General features: G+C 50.2%; 16 protein-coding genes. 9 read left to right on the top strand and 7 right to left on the bottom strand.

Going from position 1 to position 19725, the window contains the following annotated elements:
- Window positions 1-61 precede the first annotated feature (61 nt).
- Complete coding sequence (locus tag H6G00_RS36230; RefSeq protein ID WP_277881941.1) at window positions 62-184, top strand: hypothetical protein; 123 nt, start codon at window positions 62-64, stop codon at window positions 182-184.
- Window positions 185-344: 160 nt separating this feature from the next.
- Entirely contained in the window at window positions 345-2954 is a 2610-nt protein-coding gene (gene acnB, locus H6G00_RS23035) for a bifunctional aconitate hydratase 2/2-methylisocitrate dehydratase (protein WP_190798545.1), read from the top strand.
- Window positions 2955-3031: 77 nt separating this feature from the next.
- Here acnB and H6G00_RS23030 read toward each other — a convergent pair whose 3' ends face one another.
- Window positions 3032-3592 (bottom strand): hypothetical protein, encoded by a 561-nt coding sequence (locus tag H6G00_RS23030; protein ID WP_190798544.1) that lies wholly within the window; start codon window positions 3590-3592, stop codon window positions 3032-3034.
- A 287-nt stretch (window positions 3593-3879) separates the two neighbouring features.
- On the opposite strand from H6G00_RS23030, the gene H6G00_RS23025 reads away from it, so the two are divergent.
- Entirely contained in the window at window positions 3880-4473 is a 594-nt protein-coding gene (locus H6G00_RS23025; RefSeq protein WP_190798543.1) for a MarC family protein, read from the top strand.
- A 67-nt stretch (window positions 4474-4540) separates the two neighbouring features.
- On the opposite strand, the gene H6G00_RS23020 is transcribed toward H6G00_RS23025, so the two are convergent.
- Window positions 4541-6376, bottom strand: a complete 1836-nt coding sequence (locus H6G00_RS23020) for a nucleoside transporter C-terminal domain-containing protein (protein WP_190798542.1) — start codon at window positions 6374-6376, stop codon at window positions 4541-4543.
- Between the two features lie 336 nt (window positions 6377-6712).
- Here H6G00_RS23020 and H6G00_RS23015 point away from each other — a divergent pair, with 336 nt between their 5' ends.
- A complete protein-coding gene (locus H6G00_RS23015) occupies window positions 6713-6994 on the top strand; it encodes a hypothetical protein (RefSeq protein ID WP_190681433.1) in 282 nt (93 codons plus the stop codon).
- 87 nt (window positions 6995-7081) lie between these two features.
- Window positions 7082-7321 (top strand): hypothetical protein, encoded by a 240-nt coding sequence (locus H6G00_RS23010; protein ID WP_190646247.1) that lies wholly within the window; start codon window positions 7082-7084, stop codon window positions 7319-7321.
- Between the two features lie 109 nt (window positions 7322-7430).
- Here H6G00_RS23010 and H6G00_RS23005 read toward each other — a convergent pair whose 3' ends face one another.
- Window positions 7431-7826, bottom strand: coding sequence for a gamma-glutamylcyclotransferase (locus tag H6G00_RS23005; RefSeq protein WP_190681431.1), 396 nt, complete (start codon window positions 7824-7826; stop codon window positions 7431-7433).
- 153 nt (window positions 7827-7979) lie between these two features.
- Here H6G00_RS23005 and puuE point away from each other — a divergent pair, with 153 nt between their 5' ends.
- The 3 genes from puuE to H6G00_RS22990 all read left to right on the top strand — a co-directional run bounded on the left by puuE (window position 7980) and on the right by H6G00_RS22990 (window position 11344).
- The gene (puuE, locus tag H6G00_RS23000) at window positions 7980-8888 is read left to right on the top strand and encodes an allantoinase PuuE (RefSeq protein ID WP_190798541.1); all 909 of its coding nucleotides are present in this window, start codon (window positions 7980-7982) and stop codon (window positions 8886-8888) included.
- Window positions 8889-9111: 223 nt separating this feature from the next.
- Window positions 9112-9729 (top strand): DUF3038 domain-containing protein, encoded by a 618-nt coding sequence (locus H6G00_RS22995; protein WP_190646250.1) that lies wholly within the window; start codon window positions 9112-9114, stop codon window positions 9727-9729.
- 157 nt (window positions 9730-9886) lie between these two features.
- Window positions 9887-11344, top strand: coding sequence for a DUF4335 domain-containing protein (locus H6G00_RS22990; protein WP_190798540.1), 1458 nt, complete (start codon window positions 9887-9889; stop codon window positions 11342-11344).
- Between the two features lie 264 nt (window positions 11345-11608).
- On the opposite strand, the gene kaiC is transcribed toward H6G00_RS22990, so the two are convergent.
- From kaiC to H6G00_RS22975, 3 genes are all read right to left on the bottom strand, one after another.
- Window positions 11609-13171: a circadian clock protein KaiC gene (gene kaiC, locus H6G00_RS22985; protein ID WP_190646252.1), complete on the bottom strand. Its 1563-nt coding sequence runs from the start codon at window positions 13169-13171 to the stop codon at window positions 11609-11611.
- A gap of 110 nt (window positions 13172-13281) precedes the next feature.
- Window positions 13282-13599 carry a circadian clock protein KaiB gene (kaiB, locus tag H6G00_RS22980; protein WP_190646253.1) on the bottom strand — a complete coding sequence of 106 codons (318 nt, stop codon included), beginning with the start codon at window positions 13597-13599 and terminating at the stop codon, window positions 13282-13284.
- Window positions 13600-13680: 81 nt separating this feature from the next.
- A complete protein-coding gene (locus H6G00_RS22975) occupies window positions 13681-14592 on the bottom strand; it encodes a circadian clock protein KaiA (RefSeq protein ID WP_190681423.1) in 912 nt (303 codons plus the stop codon).
- A 238-nt stretch (window positions 14593-14830) separates the two neighbouring features.
- Here H6G00_RS22975 and H6G00_RS22970 point away from each other — a divergent pair, with 238 nt between their 5' ends.
- Window positions 14831-18127, top strand: coding sequence for an ATP-binding protein (locus tag H6G00_RS22970; RefSeq protein WP_190798539.1), 3297 nt, complete (start codon window positions 14831-14833; stop codon window positions 18125-18127).
- Between the two features lie 9 nt (window positions 18128-18136).
- Here the strand turns inward: H6G00_RS22970 and H6G00_RS22965 are convergent, their stop codons facing one another.
- Window positions 18137-19693, bottom strand: a complete 1557-nt coding sequence (locus H6G00_RS22965) for an adenylate/guanylate cyclase domain-containing protein (RefSeq protein ID WP_190646256.1) — start codon at window positions 19691-19693, stop codon at window positions 18137-18139.
- Window positions 19694-19725: the final 32 nt, after the last annotated feature.

Here is a 19725-nt window from a genome sequence, read left to right as displayed (position 1 = left end):
TCTCCTTTAACAGGTTTGGGGGGTAACGCAAAACGAGAATGATCTCAATTTCTTTTTGAGAATGAATCTTATTCTATTACGCTCTGCCAAAATTCTGCCAGATGCGGGTGGATTGAAGCTGTGCGATCGCAAAAAACGTAAATCTGGCTGCAATCCCAGTCAATGGTGCAGCACGTTACCGTAGGAATATATGCTTGAGATTAAAAATGATGAAGTTGAGGCAGGGGCGGTGAGGTAGAGCGGAACGGGCAGCAAGTGCTGGAGTTTAACTGCTGCGAACCGAATTGCAGCCTAAAAAATTTCAACTATTTTTGATGTCTTAATCGTGTCTGGAGAATCTTGAAATGCTGGAATCTTACCGTCAACAAGTTGCAGAGAGAGCGGCGCTGGGTATTCCACCGTTACCGTTGACTGCTGAACAAACGGCCGAGCTATGTAAATTACTAAAGTCTCCACCGGCAGATGAGGCAGAAACACTGCTGGAACTGCTGCGCGATCGCATTCCTCCGGGGGTTGATCAGGCAGCGTATGTGAAGGCGGCATTTTTGACAGCGATCGCCAAGGGTGAAGCGACTAGTCCGCTCGTCTCTCCGGTGCAGGCAGTGGAATTGCTGGGAACGATGATGGGTGGCTACAACGTGCAGTCGTTAATTGATCTGCTGAAGGTAGAAGATGCTGAGATTGCAGGAGCGGCAGCGATCGCTCTGAGCAAAACCCTACTGGTTTACGATGCCTTCCATGATGTGGAGGAGCTAGCCGAAAGCAATCCTTATGCTAAGCAAGTGCTCGATTCATGGGCAGCAGCAGATTGGTTTACCAGTCGCCCATCTTTGCCCGAAGCAATTACCGTCACGGTTTTTAAGGTACCTGGAGAAACCAATACAGATGACCTTTCTCCTGCCGTTCACGCGACGACTCGTCCCGACATTCCGCTTCATGCGCTGGCAATGCTGGAATCACGAATGCCCGGTGGGTTGGAAACCCTTGCTGAGCTAAAGCAAAAGGGACATCCGGTTGCCTACGTGGGCGATGTCGTGGGTACAGGTTCTTCCCGTAAGTCGGCGATCAACTCGGTGCTGTGGCACATTGGGCAGGACATTCCGTTTGTGCCAAACAAGCGATCGGGTGGATTTATCCTGGGAGGGGCGATCGCTCCCATCTTCTTCAACACCGCTGAAGACTCTGGTGCGTTGCCCATTGAGTGTGATGTCAGCCAAATGGAAACAGGCATGGTGATCACGATCCATCCTTATAAAGGCGAAATCACCAATGAAGCTGGAGAAGTAATTTCTACATTCAAACTCAAGCCAGAGACAATTCTGGACGAAGTTCGTGCAGGTGGACGTATTCCACTGCTGATTGGACGCACTCTTACTGACAAAGTTCGAACTGGGTTAGGACTAGAGCCAAGCCCCGTGTTTACCCGCCCCAGCATTCCGGAGAGCTCCAGTAAGGGCTTCACCCTGGCACAAAAAATGGTTGGTAAAGCATGTGGTCTACCTGGCGTCCGTCCAGGCACATCTTGCGAACCCTTGATGACAACCGTAGGTTCCCAAGACACTACTGGTCCTATGACTCGCGACGAGCTAAAAGAGCTTGCCTGTTTAGGGTTCAGTGCTGACCTCGTTATGCAAAGTTTTTGTCACACTGCTGCCTATCCTAAGCCTGTCGATCTGCTGACCCACAAAGACCTTCCCGACTTCTTTTCAGCGCGGGGCGGCGTTGCTCTACGTCCCGGTGACGGCATCATTCACTCGTGGCTCAATCGAATGCTGTTACCCGACACCGTGGGGACAGGCGGTGACTCTCATACCCGATTCCCACTTGGCATTTCCTTCCCTGCCGGCTCAGGACTGGTTGCTTTTGCTGCTGCTCTGGGTGTAATGCCCTTAGACATGCCCGAATCTGTCCTCGTTCGGTTTAGGGGTGAACTTCAACCCGGCGTAACCCTGCGGGATCTAGTCAACGCCATTCCCTACGTGGCAATGCAGAAAGGGTTGCTTACCGTCGAGAAGCAAAACAAGAAAAATGTCTTCTCTGGACGCATTATGGAAATTGAAGGCTTGCCCAATCTGAAGCTAGAGCAAGCCTTTGAACTAACCGACGCAACTGCCGAACGTTCCTGCGCTGGATGCACGATTAAACTTAGTCCTGACACGGTAGCAGAATACATCCGCTCAAACGTTGCTCTGCTAAAGAATATGGCGGCACGAGGCTATCAAGATGCCCGTACCATTCTGCGTCGAGTTGCCAAGATGGAAGCGTGGCTAGCAAATCCAGTACTAATGGAAGCCGACGCTGATGCAGAATACGCCGAGGTTATTGAAATCGACTTGAACCAGATCAAAGAGCCAATCGTAGCGGCCCCCAACGATCCAGATAACGTAAAGTTGCTGTCAGAGGTGGCAGGTGACCCAGTTCAGGAGGTCTTCATCGGCTCCTGTATGACAAATATCGGGCATTATCGGGCAGCAGCAAAAGTGCTAGAAGCTCAACCTGCGGTTAAGGGTCGGCTATGGATTTGCCCTCCAACTCGTATGGATGAAAGCCAACTTCGCAAAGAGGGAATTTACGAAACCTTTGAAGCAGTAAAAGCCCGAACTGAAATGCCAGGGTGTTCGCTTTGCATGGGGAATCAGGCACGAGTTGAAGACGGCACAACTGTTTTTTCGACTTCAACTCGCAACTTCAACAACCGTATGGGTAAGGATGCACGGGTTTACCTTGGTTCTGCTGAGCTTGCCGCCGCTTGTGCCCTGTTGGGACGCATTCCCACAGTGGAGGAATACACGGACATTGTGGCGAACAAGCTGAATCCTTTTGCGGGCGACCTATATCGCTACCTCAACTTTGACCAGATTGCTGGTTTTGAAGATGAAGGTCGGGTAATTCCCCTAGAGGAAATGCCTCGGATTGAGGACATTTTAGGAATGCCGACTACTGCGAGTCGGTAGTTGTACAGGATTGTAGAACTTTCATTAATAATGGGGTGAGCATTGCCCACCCCACTGCTATAGCTTCAACAGCTAAATTAATCCCGGAAATTGCGGTCTAGCCCTCTCAACTGAGTAAGAACTCCATAAGTGTAGGCAGCATCATCAACTCGGCTAGCAGGTAAGCGCCCTGCATCAACCGCAGCTTGAACAATGTCTTCTGGAGTGGTATCGCGCGTTCGGTAGTTGTCGGTTAGTGTAGCGTAGCTGGGAATGCCTTGATTCTGTAGGTACCCTTGACGGGCAAGACTGACAATCTCAAAAGGTGTGGGCTCATACTGGCTAACAAAGTTTCCTGTAGCTGCATAGGTGTTTTGATTGCCTTCGTTAGCAGCAGGTTGGGAGCTGTCTTGAGAAGAATCGTTCTGCTGATTTTCAGAAGAGTTATTTTGCTGAATTTCAACTGAAGCGGGTGATCCATCTTCGTAGGGGGTAGCACGCTGATTCTGGTTTGAGTCCTCTAGGCTCTCCTGATCCATCTGGTTTTGCTGCATGCTGTCTGGACTCGACTGACCTGACTGGGACTGTGCTTGAGCTGCGGGTATGACTGCAGTTCCCAGTAGTAGAAGTGAAAGACTGCTGATTAGTAAACGTTTCATATTTGAAAGCCTCTTAGCAAAAAACGACAAAAGCCTGTTTGTGGGAATTAGGGATAGGCAGTAGCCGTCCTTTTCCATACCTGTAATGTTATCTAGATTACAAAGGATCGAGATTCATCAATAGAGATAAAAGTCTGTATAAAATTTGTCAGAAATTTACTTATTCAGGGTGAGGTTTACTGAAGTAGAATTCGCACAAAGCTATTTCTGATTTTTCACTGCTGAATGGATGGCAATCTGGTAGCACTCAAGATACTGTTGAGGGGAAATTCCTTGAGCTTCTATCTGTGGACACCTCAATTCTGGTTAGAACTTTTGTCGCGGTTTTTGTGCTGGCAGATGCACTGGGTAATGCACCGATTTTTTTGGCGCTTACTAAGGGAATGGAGATAGATGAAAGAAATCGGGTTGTCGATCGCGCTACGTTCGTCGCTACTGCTGTAATTCTGGGATTTGCTTTTGCAGGACAAGCAATTTTAGATTACCTGCATATCAGTATTGCCTCTTTGCAGGTTGCGGGGGGATTGCTGCTGCTGCTGGTGGCGCTGGATATGCTGAAAGGCGAGATGGATGAGCCTGTGATAGAGCAGGGGCGAGATGTTGCGATTACGCCGTTAGCATTGCCGCTACTGGCAGGGCCAGGAACACTGACAACAGTGATGCTGATGATGTCGGAGTCGCAGGCAGCTCAGCTCAGCGTAGTAGCGGGAATCGTGGCGGCAATGGCTGTCACCTGGTTCATTGTTCGTCAGTCTTCCCGAATTGATAAATGGATGGGGGCTGAGGGCGCAATTATTGTTACCAAGATTTTGGGGTTTTTGTTGGCGGCTTTGGCGGTAGAGATCGGCAGTGCTGGAATTCGAGAGCTATTTTTAGTTTGATGAGAGAGGGGGCGATCGCCCCCTCTCTCATCAGCTTTGGTTGACTACCACCCAAAATTCCAGTTCATCAACGAGTCAGTGAAGGAGACGGAGATGGTGAAGTCCGTAGTGGTGGAGTTGGGCTATCTACCGGAGAAGGGCTAGTTGTTGGGGCGGTAGGTGGAGCAGCTTGACCAGCAGGAGCGGTTGGGCTAGGAGAAACTGTCGGGCTAGGAGGAACTGTCGGGCTAGGGGAGGGAATTTCTGCCTCAGGTGATTCGGCTTCAGCTGGGACAGGAGAGGCGTCTGGGCTTTCTTCCTCCAGGCTTTCCTCTGGCGTTTCTTCAGGGCTGGGCGACGGAGCAGTTAGGGGAGCCGCTTCAGGGGCAGGTGCGCCTAGAATACCAGAATAATCACCCGTGTCAAAAACACCAGCGACGCAGGCGATCATTAGGGTTGCCAGTGTCCCGATAAATAGGGCTTTCCAGCCGAGTTCTGAAATGTCTTTGCGGCGAGAGGGAATTAGGGCGGTTGTGCCGCCTACAAAGATGCCAACTGAAGCCAGGTGAGCAAAACCGGATAGGGCATAACTGACAATCAGGACAGCGCGATCGCTAATGATTCTTTCGCCCACAGGCAAAGCTGCTGCTGCACCCAAAGCTTGATAAGGCGGGATAGCAGTTTCAAACAAGCGTCGCCCGATGATCACCGAGGATTCCCATAGCTCTTGCCAACTGAGAGAGACGCCTGTTAGGGCAGTCAGTGGCAAAAACAAAGCGCCTAAAATATTTGCTAAAGAGACAACGCTAAAGAAGCGACCAATCGGTTGTAAGGCAGCAATCTCAGACTCCTGCAAACTTGCCAATCCCACAAAGAGCTGATTGACCAGATAAACCAGTCCCAGAATCAGAATCAGGACAGCGGCGATCGAAACTGCCATTCTGACTCCATCTAACGCACCTAAAATGGCGGCGTCCAAGGGGCTAACACGCTCAATCGATTCTCCAGCAACCGTTTCCCTAGGGGCATCTTGAAAGTCGGCTTCCTCGACCCGCTCATCTACTGGGTCAGGACTATGTCTCAAAGCCCGTTCATCTGGAATACCACCTGCCGTCAGAGGAATTTCTGTCTCTGGCACCAAAATCTTGGACAGGACAAAGCAGGCAGGAATTGCCATGATGGACGCCGAAACCAGGTGTCCCAAAATATTGGGGAAGACAGGTCTGAGGAAGTTGACGTAAATTGCCAGGGTTGACGAAGCGGCTGTACCAAAGCAACAGGCGAGAATGGCACAAAGCTCACTGCGCGTCATTTTGGGCAGAAACGGTTTGACAACGATCGCCGCCTCAATTCCAACAAAAATATTGGCGGCACCGCTTAGAGCTTCGGCACCACTCAGCCGCATCACCGAGTAAAAGATTTTGGCAAAAATATTAGTAATAAATTGAATAACCCCCAAGTTGTAGAGCAAGCCTACAAAACCAGAGAAGAAGATAACTGCGGGCAAAGCCCGAAAGGCAAAAACATAGCCAAGTCTGATACCACAAAATCCAGGAATGACTTCTCCGGCTGTATTGGGCGCACAAACGCCGCCCGCAGCAAGCGGTGAAAGCAAAATGGGTTGAATTGGGTTATTGCGAGGTGGCTCTGGCACCAAGTTTCTACCAAACACAAATTGCGCTCCGTAGTCGGCTGCATCTAGCACGACGTTGAGGAGGTTGCTAAAGCCCTGAAGAATAAGCCGGGTGAGTGGAAACTGAAAGACTAAAAAGCCCAGAACAAGCTGCAAGAGAATTCCCATGATCACCAGTCGCCACGGGAAGACCTTGAAACTGCGATTTTCAGAAAATAACCAGGCGATCGCACACAATACAAAGATCCCAATCAGGGAGATCACCCTGAGAATGAGAAGATTGTCTGTCATAGAGGTCATCCTTCCTGTGGAGAGGTGAGGCTACAAGATTATCTGAGACTTGAACTCTAGCCTTGAATGAGCAGGCAATGTAAAACTGAGAACTTCAAGATTGAAAGAAGATTGAAAGACTATAGCTTTCAGTTTTGCTCTAGTTTTACTACGAATTTCATCCCAGACAGTACCTAAAGGTGGAAATTCTGGCACAGTGAATGTTCTCAATTAAACTAGAAAACTGTCCTTTTACCTAGATTTGAGATTCTGATTAGGTTTCTACAGTTATTTAGCTCACCCGATTCGTAAACAAACCGTTAATAATGGGTAGCAGATGCTATTCAGTTTTAGTTCATGGATGCGTTTGCTCCAATTCCACCTGACTGGACAAATTCAGCTGTTCACGTTCACGAATTTTCTTGCCCGACCTGCCGCACCGCTTGTGTAGAAGCAGAAAAGGTTTGGATTAATCGGCGATCGCCCGTTTTTACCGAAGAACATCGTAAAAGGTGGCAGGAGTTTTATCTCTGTACCTGCGGTGTTTCCTGGTGGGCGTGGAGTAGCGATCGCCCACCAACCGACCTGAAAAGCTGGGACATCTCTGATATGTCTTGGGGCGACGGGGGACTACTTTAATCAGTTACAACCCCTACGCTTTTGGGCAGATGAATTGTCCCTAAAGGTGAGTCACTGTGAGATTGAACATTCACAGAGGTGAAACCGATGGTTAATACCCAAAGTAGCCAAAACCGAGCCGTCAGCAATCTAGAGTATGACCTGATTACAGCTTTGCAAAATAAAGCCGAAGCAGTAAAAGCTTACGAAACCTACATTCAGGATGCTCAAAGCATGGACTCGCAGCCTTGTGTGGAGCTATTCCAAAAGCTACGGGATTCTGACCAACAGCAGGCACAAGAGATTCGTCAGCACCTTCAGCAGGTTATGCAGAACGGCAGAATGTAAGCCGAGCTCGTTGTGGAAACACCGATATACAGATTAAAAATTTAATAGGAGAACCTCCGGCAGGGGCAAACGATCGTTTGCCCCTGCCGGAGATTCTTGTAGATTGCAGCTAACTCACTACAGCTGCCTTGTAAGCTGCCCAACCTCCATAATCAGAGATATCAATCCAGTTGTGCTGCTCTACTAACTCACGCGGGTAAAGCATTGCCGTCGAAACTTCCCCATCCTCCAACATCACATCACCGGGATACATATGGGGTGGCTCATTGGCTAACAGATATTCATACTGCTCCTGAGTGAGTTCATATACCTCACCCGGAATCGAAATACCGCCCTCTGTCACCTCATAGATCGCGGGATGCCAGCCATTCTCAGCCGCATGGAGCCGATAAATCGGCTGAGTTTTTGCTGGACGAATAAACTCAGCAGACTGAAGATTTTGGTGGTCAGGTTGCCCTCGCAGCGCAGAACCACAAATGAAAACTCGCTTGTTAGGGGAGGTCATAGACGTGAAGCAATGCCTGAATTTTGTCTGTAGATACAGTATCTTAGCCGGTAGCGATATTAAGGTAATGTCTTTGACGGACGTATTCAGCGTCTTGGGTAGCCAGGATGTTAACCCCTCAAGAATCTGGACAAAATAGGCAACTTCAACCTTATGACCCCACCGTATCCGCGAGACCTGATTGGGTATGGACAGACCCCTCCTGACCCGCAGTGGCCCAATCACGCCCGGATTGCCGTGCAGTTTGTGATTAATTATGAGGAAGGGGGAGAGAATTGCATTCTGCACGGCGATCAGGCTTCAGAAACTTTTCTGTCTGAAATCGTTGGGGCAGTTCCCTTGCAAGGATTGCGCCACATGAATATGGAGTCTTGCTACGATTACGGTGGTCGGGCTGGATTCTGGCGCTTGCACCGCTTATTTGTGGAGCGAGGCATTCCGATCACCGTCTATGGAGTGGCGATGGCGCTAGAACGAAATCCAGAGGCGGTGGCTGCCATGCTGGAAGCAGATTGGGAAATTGCCAGTCACGGCTATCGCTGGATTGACTACAAGTATTTTGGGGAAGCGGCAGAGCGAGATCACTTGGAAAAGGCGATCGCCCTCCACACCCAAGTCACAGGCAGTCGTCCCCTGGGTTGGTACTTAGGGCGCAACAGTCCCCACACGCGCCGCCTGATTGTGGAGGAGGGTGGCTTTCTTTATGACTCCGACAGTTATGCTGACGATTTGCCCTACTGGGTGCAGGAATATGGCAAGTCCCACCTAGTGATTCCCTACACGCTAGACAACAACGACATGCGGTTTGCTACCCCACAGGGGTTTAACTCTGGTGACCAGTTTTTTGCCTATTTGCGTGATGCCTTTGATTGTCTTTATGCTGAGGGTGAAACAGCACCCAAAATGATGAGCGTTGGACTCCATTGTCGGCTCGTCGGCAGACCGGGTAGAGCGCTGGCACTGACACGGTTTTTAGATTATGTGCAAAAGCATGAACGAGTGTGGCTTTGCCGTCGGATTGACATTGCTAAACACTGGCATGAACACCATAAGGTAAGTTAGTAGTTTTTCCGTAAAAACCGCTTAATAAGATTGCTCTAGCAGATGGGCTAATAGATTATTTAAGGCGCAAATGATTTGTTATTGCAGAAGCTGTCCCATTGGGGGATGTATCGGAAATAACCAACTTTTAGGGTAGAAAGAAACTTACTCTAGAGTTAAGTAGTCTTGTTTCAAGTCCTGTAACTGCTCCGCCAAACTTTGTCTCGTGCCGTAATTTAGACTTATGCCTTCTACCGTTAAGTCACCCAATTCAAATGCTGCCTGGGAGGAGCTAACTTCAGGCATTCAGCCAGACCCGACTCAGTTGGACAACATCAAAGCCCAACTGGATTTGGTGTTGCTGGCGCTGGAGGCGTTAGCTGGAATTGGCTCTGAAGCAATGTTGCGAACGGCGGCAGAGCTAAACCTGGCAGATGTCGTGGCAGATCGCGTTTCGCTGTGGCGGTTGAGGCAGTCTAGCCCTTTGCGAAAGGGGCAGGGACGTAAGCGGTTGGATGTAGAGGAGGCGCGATCGCTTGTCTTGATTGCCTGTCGTCTGGCAAACCAGCATCAAGAGCTAATTCGCCGTGCAGTGGGGCTATTAGAACAACTTGCTGAACAAAACCGTGAACCTCACCAGGCTGCGCTATTGGGGGATTACCTCGATAATTTCAGCAATGCCTACCAGGAACGGATGGAAGACGGCGAAAACACACCGCCCGACCAGTTGACTCACCTGGCGCTGAAACTGCTGATTGATCTGTTGTTTTATAGCGCTCCTAATGGCTCTCGGCGGCTTTGGATGGCACTGCTCGATCGCACTGGTGTCGCGCCAGTTCATCCTTCAAAGCCAGAGCTATGAGCTTTACATACCGCAGAGACGAAGCTTTATCTCAGCAGTATCCTTATAATTTCGGTGATTGAGTCGTATTCTTGCTTCCACAAAACAGCTTGCTTCTGTTCACCTGTGGATCTATCCGTGTGTCTTTAGAAGAAAGCCAAACCTCTCTTCCTTAACCATGTCTTTGCCCAACTCCGTTTTGCGTCGATATACTCCCCCTACCTGCACACTGGAAATTGCGGCAAAAGGGTCGCCTCTGTCTCGCTGGGCAGGTCGCCCTGTGTTGAAGCAGTTGCGGTTTCAGCTTAGCTTTGATGACCCGCGCTTACCGCCCGAAGAGCAGGTACAGATTACAGGCGATCGCGCTCAGTTAGAAGCACTGTGTGAAGCAGTCGAGCGCTATGTGCAAAATGTTTTAGGTACCGCTCCTACGCCAGGGCAATCTCCTCCCCTGTTGGCATCCTTTGACCAGCTAGAGTCTTTGCCGGGTGCTGCTTCTAGTAGGGTAGGAAACGGTACAGCAGTAATGCAACCTGAGGAGGGTAATGGTACTGGTGCAACTGGGAGCGCAACTGAGATTTATCTCAAGCCAAAGGGCTTGCTGTCCCACGACCTTTGCCTGGGGGAACTGTCCACAGGTGAGTCAAATGTAGTGCGGCTAAGCGCTTTGCAGCTATTTGATCTGGCAAATGCTTTGGATGAATACAGTGCGGAGGCGATCGCTCTCCCCACGCTTAACCGTCCCACCTGGCTTAACGCTACGCCTGCCTGGGCAAAGGTTGCCGCTGTCCTAGTGCTGGCAGTTGGGGTGACAGCGTCGATCGTTCGCTTTGTCGATCCTTACGCCGGACAGTCTACGATCACCGCTGCTAACGAAGACACGAACGAAATCCAAACTGCAGAAGGTACCTTTAGCGAAGATCCGCAAGACATTGCGCTTACCCCTCTTCCGTCTGGTAAAGACACAACCCCTCCTAACTCTCAACCGCTCGATATTCCGCTACCGCCGCCCAATGCCAATACTCTCCCTTCACCGGGTACCGGATTGCCGTCGGTTGGGGTGCCTCGTACCCCAACTCCGAATGCTCCTGTTCCTAACACTTCCAGTGCTCCCAGCGCTCCCACCAATCTCCCCGATGTAGCGATCGCCCCTTCCCAGCAGCGATCGGATGCACCTGGAACAGGCAGCAATCCATCTGAGCTGCAAGTTCCAACGGAATCAGAAGCGGCAGATGCGCCTTCGAGTGCAGCGCGATCTTCGTCAGGGCAAGGGGATGCATTTGCTTCGTCGGAGGCTGCACCGTCGGATGAAGGAGGAGGCGATCGCCCCAACCCAGGCAGCACTGCCTTTGACACCATTCCCCAAGTTGCAGAAGCCCGCGCCTTTTTCCAGGAACGCTGGCAACCGCCCGAAAGCCTCGACCAAACGCTGGAATATCGGCTGCAATTAGGCGCTGACGGTACAATTCAGCGAATCATTCCCCTCGGACGGGCTGCTGGGGACTACATCGATCGCACTGGAATGCCCCTTCCCGGTGAACCCTTTGTCTCTCCGGTTGAGAATGGTGGTAACCCTCAAATCCGCATTGTTCTCGACCCCAGCGGCAGAGTCCAAACCTTCATGGAAAGCCCTTGAATCCTCCAGCTCTCCTCGTTACGAGGCTCCGTCTCGTAGTGCCAACCAAAGGCTCTGCTTCTTGTACTCTTTATGAGGCAAAGCCTTACTATAGACATTTCTAGGTTTGGCGTTACTGAATGCGGGCATAATTCACGGATCTCAATTCCCTCTGCAGGGTCATGGCATTGCCATGACTCTACGAAATTCATACCTCAGATCAGCAATGCCTCCCGAGTTTTACCTGAGAACAAGATTAAAGGTGAGTACTGCCCATCCTGCTAGTTAGGCATCGTCGTCAGATTTTTCTTGGAAGCCGCGTACGATCCGCGAAAGCTCATTCTTCTCATCAACGGCAATTCGAGTGGGGGAGCCACTGATAATTCCTTCAAAGTTGCGGAAGGATTCTTTAATTTGTGGTCCTTGAGCGCTGATCGTGTATTCCCGAATGCCCTTATCGTGCCAGGAACCGCGCATCTTAAAGACGTTCAGCGCCCGCGCCATTTCGCCGCGAATCTCGACATATTGCAACATCAAAATTGTGTCGGTGATTGTAGAAATATGGGAATCGGTAATGGAGTTCGATCCCATAAACTGGTCGGTCGTGTTGGTGAAGAACCCTGTAATTTCTTCCTGCTTAGCGAAGCCCGTCACGCCAATGACAAACTGACGAAATGCATTGTTACTTACACCCCGCGCCAGGGCAGAAAGCGAATCGATCGCAATTCGAGACGGCTTAAACTGGGCAATTTCAGACTTGATAATCTGCAAATGGTCTTCTAAACCCGCTGACTCTGGATAAGCACAGAGAATTCTCAGCAAGCCCTTTTGCTCCAGTTCCTCAAAGTCAATCCCCCAGGAATAGGCGTTGCGGGAAAGCTGGGCGCGAGATTCTTCATAGGCAAACAGCAAAGCACGTTCGCCGATCCTACAGGCATCCTGCAAAAACTTGCTGACCAGCATCGTTTTGCCTGTACCTGTCGCTCCCGTTGCCAGGATGATCGAATCTTTGAAAAAGCCGCCACCACACATTTCGTCCAGCGTCTTTACGCCAGAGGAAACGCGAACGTTAGACGATCGCTGTGTTAAGCGCATGGCTCCGAGTGGGAAGATGTTGATGCCATCGTTGGTGATGGTGAAGGGATATTCGCCCTTCATGTGGGTTGTGCCACGCAGTTTGAGAATTTCAATCGTGCGGCGACGGCGTTCTCCCTCCAGCACATTGCGGACGATCGCTACGTTATCAGAGACAAATTCCTCAACGCCAAAGCGGGCAACCGGGCCGTATTCCTCGACTCGCTCCGTGGTCATGATCGTTGTGGCATTCATCTGCTTAAGGCGAGCCACCAGCCGAAAAATTTCGCGCCGCACGACTGAAGCTGCATCGTATTGCTGAAAGACTGCTGTAACGGAGTCAATCGAAACTCGTTTGGCTTTGTATTTACGAATCGCGTACTGAATTCGCTCGATCAGCGCAGACAGGTCAAAGTTGCCGACTACGTCCTGCCCTTCGGGATCAGGGGAAGCATCCAGGATAAACAGCTTGCCCTGATCGATTAGCTGCTGCAAATTCCAGCCAAAGCTGTGAGCGTTTTTGATGATATCAGCCGGAGATTCTTCAAACGTGACAAATACCCCGGCTTCGTCAAAGTGAGTGATGCCGTTGTAGAGAAATTGGACGGCAATCAGGGTCTTTCCAGTTCCAGAGGTGCCGCTGACTAGAGTAGTTCTACCAACTGGCAGACCGCCGTGACTGATATCATCAAAGCCTTCAATTAGGGTACGAATCTTCTGGATACCTGCTGAGGTCGATTCAATGGCTTGCCCAGTTTGATTAGCTTTATTCATAAATCTGTCAACAGCTTACCAAAAGAGTTTTTAAAGTTAGTTTAATGGTGTGAAATGTGCGGTGGGATGTGGGATGTGGGATGTGGGATGGATAAGGTTTTTGGATTGAACTACTGTTCTTCCCGTTCATCTTCTCGCAATTCGTCGTACAAAAGGTCTAGTCCGATTAAAACTTTCTCGCGATCCGATAAGTCTCCGATGATCTTTCGCACGGGCGGAGGCAGGATTTTTGATAGGGTTGGGGTCGCGAGAATCTTGTCTTCTTCAGCAAGTTGAGGATTTTTGAGAACGTCGATTACCTTGAGCGCATACACACCCTGAAATTCTTTTTCCAAAATGTTGTTCAAAGTCTTTAAAGCACGAATCGAGTTGGGGGTGTTCCCAGCGACGTAAAGCTTCAAAATGTAAGTCTTTTTGAGTGGACTCATGGATCTCCGATGAAGAATTCGGTTTTTGACGAGACGACAAGGAGGATTGTAAATGCTGATGGCGATCGCTTATCAGAGTTTTCAAGACTCTCTAGGAATGGAGCGGCGATACATTTCACAGAGATGGGCGATCGCATCGATCAGGGTGAGGCGATAGTCCAGCAAGATATCATCACTGCGTCCTTCTAGCTGTAGCTGTTTAGAGAATTCGTCCATCAATTCCATGTGCATTTCTACAATGGTCGAGACTGAGATGTCAGCGAAAAAAGCCACATTGACAAAATTATCAATTCTCTCGTTGAGATTGTCTTCTCGGGCAAAATAATTCAAGACAATTTCCCGATAATCTTCCTTAAGCTGCTGGATTAGCTCTTTTCGCTCAGATGAAGACAAGTGTCGGAGAAAGTTTTGGGGATTCCTTTTGTAGTACACACCGAGGTATCCTAGCCGTTCCTTCAGTTTGTCAGACAGGCGTTTTTGTTGGGCAACGAGAGACGTGTGGGTAGTCAGGGCTGCCAGGGAGCCAGGGGTTGAGTCCTGTTCAGGGAGCGGGCAAGAAAGCGATAGCGTCAAGAATTGATCAATCGCTCGATCAATGGTTTGGTCGATCTGATGCAGCTGATCAACTGATGTTCTCAGGACAGCCGTATGGTAGAGAGCAGCCAGATCTGACAGATCAGCTTCTGCCAAGATAGGTGAGTCTTGGACAGACGACGGGGTGACTGAGTCTAAAATCACCGTTGGCAGGAAGATGGCGCGTTCTCTCAAATGTCCAAGTGTTGCCAGAAGCTTTGCAGTATCTTGCAGAATTAAACAGTCCAACTGCTTTTCTCGCTCAATAAAACTGAGGAATTCAGTCTCAACCGCAAATTGAGTCAGGCTGTACTGTCCACTTAACGCACCCTCAAACGAGTCTCGCTGAAGAGAATGCTTGAGGGATTGCGCTAGTGCATCAGAAGAGATCAGGCAACAAATGAACAGTTGAGGACGCAAAGCTATAACTGCAAAAAGGACAATAACTGAAGAAGAACTATAAAGCTGAGCTGATAGTGAGATAAGTAGACTTGTCAAGAATCCTAGCGAAAACTGGGCGATCGCTAATCAGCATTAAAATACTTAACATTTATTGTAATTGCAAACGTCTTTACTTCTCCTGTCATGTGGCCATAATTGAGCTAGGATCGCTAGCTTGTTGATAAAATTCTCACTGGGGCCTGCTTTCTCGTAATACATGTATGTTGCTTCTGTCAGGGAATTTATCCAACCTACGCCAGTCTGCGCTCAAACTGCCAGACTGCCAGCGGTGCTAGGGTTATTTCAACAAATTAGCTGTGAGCGGGTTATTGTTACCGATGGACAGCGGTTAGTGGGAACGTTGACCCTTCATTGCCTTAAAGACTTTCTATCTAAAGAGACTGCAGAAGTTGAAGAGACAACAGTTATAGATCGCGTAGATCGTGATTACTCTGAGACTGCGATCGCTCCTCGGCAGCAAACCCTTCAGCAATTGTCCTTTCTTGTCGATCAGCCGCTCTATGAGCCGCTAGTTGAGCTATCTGCAGATTTGCCACTCAGCCAGCTTGCTCCTTACCTGAAAGACCTGGAGCAGTGGCAATATGCCTTGATTGACGAGTCCGGCGACTGTCTGGGGCTGTTAAACCAAACGCAACTGCTCAAGTTTCTGGTGCTAAACCCCATGCCCAGTTTGCAGAAACGATCGTTAGGGATGGCGGAGATGCAAAAAAGCCTGGGGCCCCTAGGTGAAAAGGCGATCGCGTTTGAGCACACGAGGCAATCGCCCTCAGTAGAGCCAACCTTTGCTGAGTCGATTTCTGCTGAGTCAATTTCCGCAGACCTGTTGATTGATTTGCTAGAGCGACTGCCCTTGCCCATGATGCTACAAACCAACACTGGGGAGGTTGTTGCTCGCAACTTGTCTTGGCGGGAACAACTCGGTGAGCTGCAAGACCCTAGCAGCGTAGGTCGAGAAGCCGCTTTACTGCTGGAAGTCGCTACGCCTGTGCTACAGCGTAGCCAACCTGCTCTCTCTACCGAATCTTCCTTTGAGCCTCCGTGGTTCCTCAGCGCAGCCCAGCGGTCCCATCTGTCCGGGACTTGGAGTGTTGCCAATCCGATTGATGCGATGGGCGATCGCTTCAGTTTTTGTCATTTAGGGGCTGACTTAGATACCTGTGTCTGTACTTGTCCTATGAAAGACGGACAGGAGCGAACCTGGCAGTTTCTCAAAATTCCGCTGGGAAACCGCTCTACTTACGCACAGTTCAGCATGGCGGCTCTTTTGTCGGTGGTAGAATCTCGTCGTCGTGCCCAGTCTGGCTTCCAGTCCCATGAGATATCTGACTTCGCTGCTGAGCCAGATCATCCTGCTCAAGCCCATTCTCAGGAACTATGGCTGGTGATGGCTCAGGATACTACCGAGCAGCACCGGGTAGCCAAAGAGCTAACTGCTAAAAATGCAGATCTTGTCCAGCTTAACCGTCTCAAGGATGAGTTTCTGTCCTGCATTAGCCACGAACTAAAGACACCGCTGACTGCGGTTTTAGGGCTATCAACGCTGCTCAAAGACCAGGCGTTGGGTGAGCTAAACAATCGCCAGACTCGCTACGCGCAACTGATTCACCAGAGCGGTAGACATCTGGTGCTAATTGTTAATGGCGTCCTGGATTTGACTCGAATTGAAACTGGACAACTGGAGCTAACGTTAGAGCCAGTTCATGTTAAAACGGTGTGCGATCGCGCTTATGAGCAAGCCCGTCGGTTGCAGCCCCGGGAAGAAAGCTCTGGCATGGAGATTAGCGCTTCAGCATCAGAAATTCATTTTGACTTGACCGTGCAGCCCGGTTTAGAAACCTTGATTGCCGATGAGCTACGGCTACGGCAAATGTTGACCAACCTGCTCTCCAATGCGTTTAAGTTCACAGAAGTAGGCGGCGAAGTGGGGCTAACCGTGGAAGCCTGGGAAGGTTGGATTGCCTTCACTGTGTGGGATACCGGAATTGGCATTCCTGATGAAAAGCAACACCTGATTTTCCAAAAATTTCAGCAGCTTGAAAACCCGCTGACTCGTCGATATGAAGGAACCGGACTGGGACTCGTATTGACCCAGCGGCTAGCGCGGCTGCATGGCGGCGATGTGACATTCACCTCCGTTGAGGGGCAGGGGAGCCAATTTACTATTTTGCTGCCGCCCAGCCCTCCTCAAGCCACTGCAACTGAAACGCAATCGTCGGTTAAGCTGCTCGCACAAACTTACAGCAACCGTCTGATGCTGGTGGTCGAGGTAGTGCCCCGCTTTTTAGAAGACTTGACCCATCAGTTGGCTGGTCTGGGCTATCGGGTGGCGATCGCCCGCTCTGGCACCGAAGCCCTAGAAAAAGTGCGACGGCTCCAGCCTGCGACGGTTTTTTTAAATCCGGCTTTGCCCCTGCTGACTGGTTGGGATGTCCTGACCCTGCTGAAATCGGACGCCGAAACTCGCCACATCCCCGTTATTGTGACCGCCAGTCATCTGGAAGAAACTCAGGCTCAGCGCAATGGAGCAGATGGCTTTCTCAGCTTGCCGATTCAGCCTGATGCGTTAGAGCAAAGCCTGAAGCCTCTAACTCACAAAGCGTCTGAGCCACAAGATGCAGTCACCAGTCTAACCATCCTGCACCTGAACGCAGGTGGACAGGTGCTATCTGCCCGATCCGAGCATTATTTAGCGACTCACTTAAATAGCCTGTTGCATCCTCACAACTGCCGGATGCTAGAAGTGGACGACTTAGACCAGGCAGATTTGCTGGCAAAAGTTTGGAAGCCTAATGTGGTGTTGTTGGATGGAGTCATCTCTGAGCCAATGACCTACCTGAGGCAGTTGAGTGAATATCCAGCTCTAGCAGCCCTGCCGCTGGTAACGCTCACCGCAGAGATTACGCAAGCTGCAAACCAACTGCCAGAGCTAACAGTTTTTCCTTGTTTGGCTTCGCCTTTGCCAGATGAGACAGCTAGTTCAAATGCAGACTCAGCACTACTTCAGGTAATTCAGGTCGCTGCTGGAATGAGTTGGGCACCGCATGTTTTGGTTGTTGATGTGGCGGCACTTCAGCAAGACTGGGTTTCATCGCCGCAGTCTGACTGGGTAGAGGGGACAGCACCTGATCCCAGCGCTAAGCGCGCGGCAGAATGGCTGCAAGCCTCAATGCAATATTTTCAAGCTGCGGGCTTTCGTAGCTCAATCAGTCGTTCCTGGTCAGAGGTGTTGGAGCAAATCCAGCATCAGAGCGTTGATCTGCTGCTGTTGTGCGTGCGCCATGCTGAACCGCATCCATCGGTGCTGAAAGCACTGCAAACTCTAGCTCAGGTCGGTACTAAACCACCCATTCTGGTTTGGAACTGTCAACCCCAGCCGTTTGAAATGGGGGCGATAGGCGAAGTGCTGGAGGCGATCGCCGCTCAAGTCCTCCCTCCCTCGCTTTCGATGAAAGAGTTGCTCGATCAAATTAATCAAACTCTGGTCAGACGATAGGGCTGCATCCTAATTTATTTGTGCAGTGAGTTCTGCGTCTGCTATTGACGGCTCATCGTTAGAAGCTTTGGCTAAAAGCCAGTAGGTCGTCATCTCCCCCTTGCCCTTGACGGCGATCGCCCCTCGTTTTTCAAACTGGTAGCGGTGCTGAAGGTGCTGATAGGTTTCTGCCGTCACCTGAATTTTTCCGGCTTCACCCTGGGTTTCCATCCGAGAAGCGACGTTGACGGTGTCTCCCCAGAGGTCATAGCTAAATTTTTTGATGCCGATCACACCTGCGACGACAGCTCCTGTGTTGATGCCAATCCGCAGTTGAAACGGCTCACCCTGATCTCGATGAAACCGCTGAATTGCTTGCTGCATATCCAGGGCAAGATCCGCGATCGCCTCGGCGTGGTCATCCCTTGGAGTTGGCAGCCCGCCCACTGCCATGTAGGCATCTCCAATGGTCTTAATTTTCTCCAAGCCGTGCTGTTCAACCAATTGGTCAAAGGTCGAAAAAATTTGGTTGAGCAGATTCACTAGATCTGTTGGACGAGTCCGCGCCGCCTGAGAGGTAAAGTCAACAATGTCAGCAAACAGAATTGTGGCTTCGCTGAACTGTTCTGCGATGGCCCCATTCTCTTGATTCACAGAGTCTTGATTCTTTTTGAGTTGATCCGCGATGATTTTAGGCAAGATGTTCAGCAGCAACGTTTCAGATTTGCGTTGAGCTTCGTAAAGCGCTCGCTCAATGCGGCGGCGATCGCCAATATCCCGCACGATAAACAAAACTTCATCTTCGCCGCTGACAACAACGCGCACCTCTTCCTCAAAGAGTTTGCCATCTACCTCATACTGCTGCTCATACACCTCAATCTCACCCGTTTGCAGCACCAATTCCATATATTGCTGTTGTCGCCGCGCCATTTCTGCGGGAATCACATCCATCATTTTTCGCCCAATCCGCTCCATCTCAGGCGATAGTGGTTCATGGAACCCTTTAGCTGGGAAATAGTCTAGATAAACCCCGTCTCGACGAACGCGAAACATCAAGTCGGGAATGGCTGCCAATACAGCCTGGTTCTGGGCTTCGCTGCGACGCAGGGCGGCTTCTGCCTGTTGGCGATCGCGAATTTCTTGCTGAAGCCGAGTATTTTGCTCGGTAAGCTGTCTCTTCTGTCGCTGAATCGTCAATTGATTCTCTACCCGAATCAGCACATCCTCTAACTGAAATGGCTTGGTGATGTAGTCTGCACCTCCCACCTCAAACGCATAAATTTTATTGAGCGCCTCTGAAGCAGCACTTAAGAAAATTACCGGTAGGTCGCGAGTCCGTTCTGCTGCCTTTAGCTTGGCGCAAACTTCGTAACCGCTCATCTGAGGCATATTGACATCGAGTAAAACAATATCCGGCAGAGATGCCTCAACAGAATCTAGAGCAAGCTGTCCGCTGAGTGCTTTCCTGACCTGATATCCCTGTTTCTCAAGCATCGCCGAGAGCAGCCGAAGATTGGCTGGATGGTCATCCACGACCAAAATGTCTGCCTTGCCCTCACCCGTCTTGCTTGCGTCTGCTTTGCTCACGTCTGTTTTGCCTGTTCCTGTCCTGCGCTTTT

The organism is Leptolyngbya sp. FACHB-541, assembly GCF_014695875.1.
Lineage (GTDB): Bacteria > Cyanobacteriota > Cyanobacteriia > Elainellales > Elainellaceae > JAAUTN01.
Note: the sequence above shows the minus strand (reverse complement) of the source record. Positions and strands in the feature narration are given on the sequence as shown.

Excerpts from the sequence above, each read along its gene's own strand:
- H6G00_RS23015 (WP_190681433.1), top strand. The coding sequence starts at position 6,713 with ATGGATGCGTTTGCTCCAATTCCACCTGACTGGACAAATTCAGCTGTT.
- H6G00_RS23005 (WP_190681431.1), bottom strand. The coding sequence starts at position 7,826 with ATGACCTCCCCTAACAAGCGAGTTTTCATTTGTGGTTCTGCGCTGCGA.
- kaiC (WP_190646252.1), bottom strand. The coding sequence starts at position 13,171 with ATGAATAAAGCTAATCAAACTGGGCAAGCCATTGAATCGACCTCAGCA.
- H6G00_RS22970 (WP_190798539.1), top strand. The coding sequence starts at position 14,831 with ATGTATGTTGCTTCTGTCAGGGAATTTATCCAACCTACGCCAGTCTGC.
- kaiB (WP_190646253.1), bottom strand. The coding sequence starts at position 13,599 with ATGAGTCCACTCAAAAAGACTTACATTTTGAAGCTTTACGTCGCTGGG.
- H6G00_RS23030 (WP_190798544.1), bottom strand. The coding sequence starts at position 3,592 with ATGAAACGTTTACTAATCAGCAGTCTTTCACTTCTACTACTGGGAACT.
- acnB (WP_190798545.1), top strand. The coding sequence starts at position 345 with ATGCTGGAATCTTACCGTCAACAAGTTGCAGAGAGAGCGGCGCTGGGT.
- H6G00_RS22990 (WP_190798540.1), top strand. The coding sequence starts at position 9,887 with ATGTCTTTGCCCAACTCCGTTTTGCGTCGATATACTCCCCCTACCTGC.
- H6G00_RS23020 (WP_190798542.1), bottom strand. The coding sequence starts at position 6,376 with ATGACAGACAATCTTCTCATTCTCAGGGTGATCTCCCTGATTGGGATC.
- H6G00_RS22995 (WP_190646250.1), top strand. The coding sequence starts at position 9,112 with ATGCCTTCTACCGTTAAGTCACCCAATTCAAATGCTGCCTGGGAGGAG.
- H6G00_RS36230 (WP_277881941.1), top strand. The coding sequence starts at position 62 with ATGAATCTTATTCTATTACGCTCTGCCAAAATTCTGCCAGATGCGGGT.
- puuE (WP_190798541.1), top strand. The coding sequence starts at position 7,980 with ATGACCCCACCGTATCCGCGAGACCTGATTGGGTATGGACAGACCCCT.
- H6G00_RS23010 (WP_190646247.1), top strand. The coding sequence starts at position 7,082 with ATGGTTAATACCCAAAGTAGCCAAAACCGAGCCGTCAGCAATCTAGAG.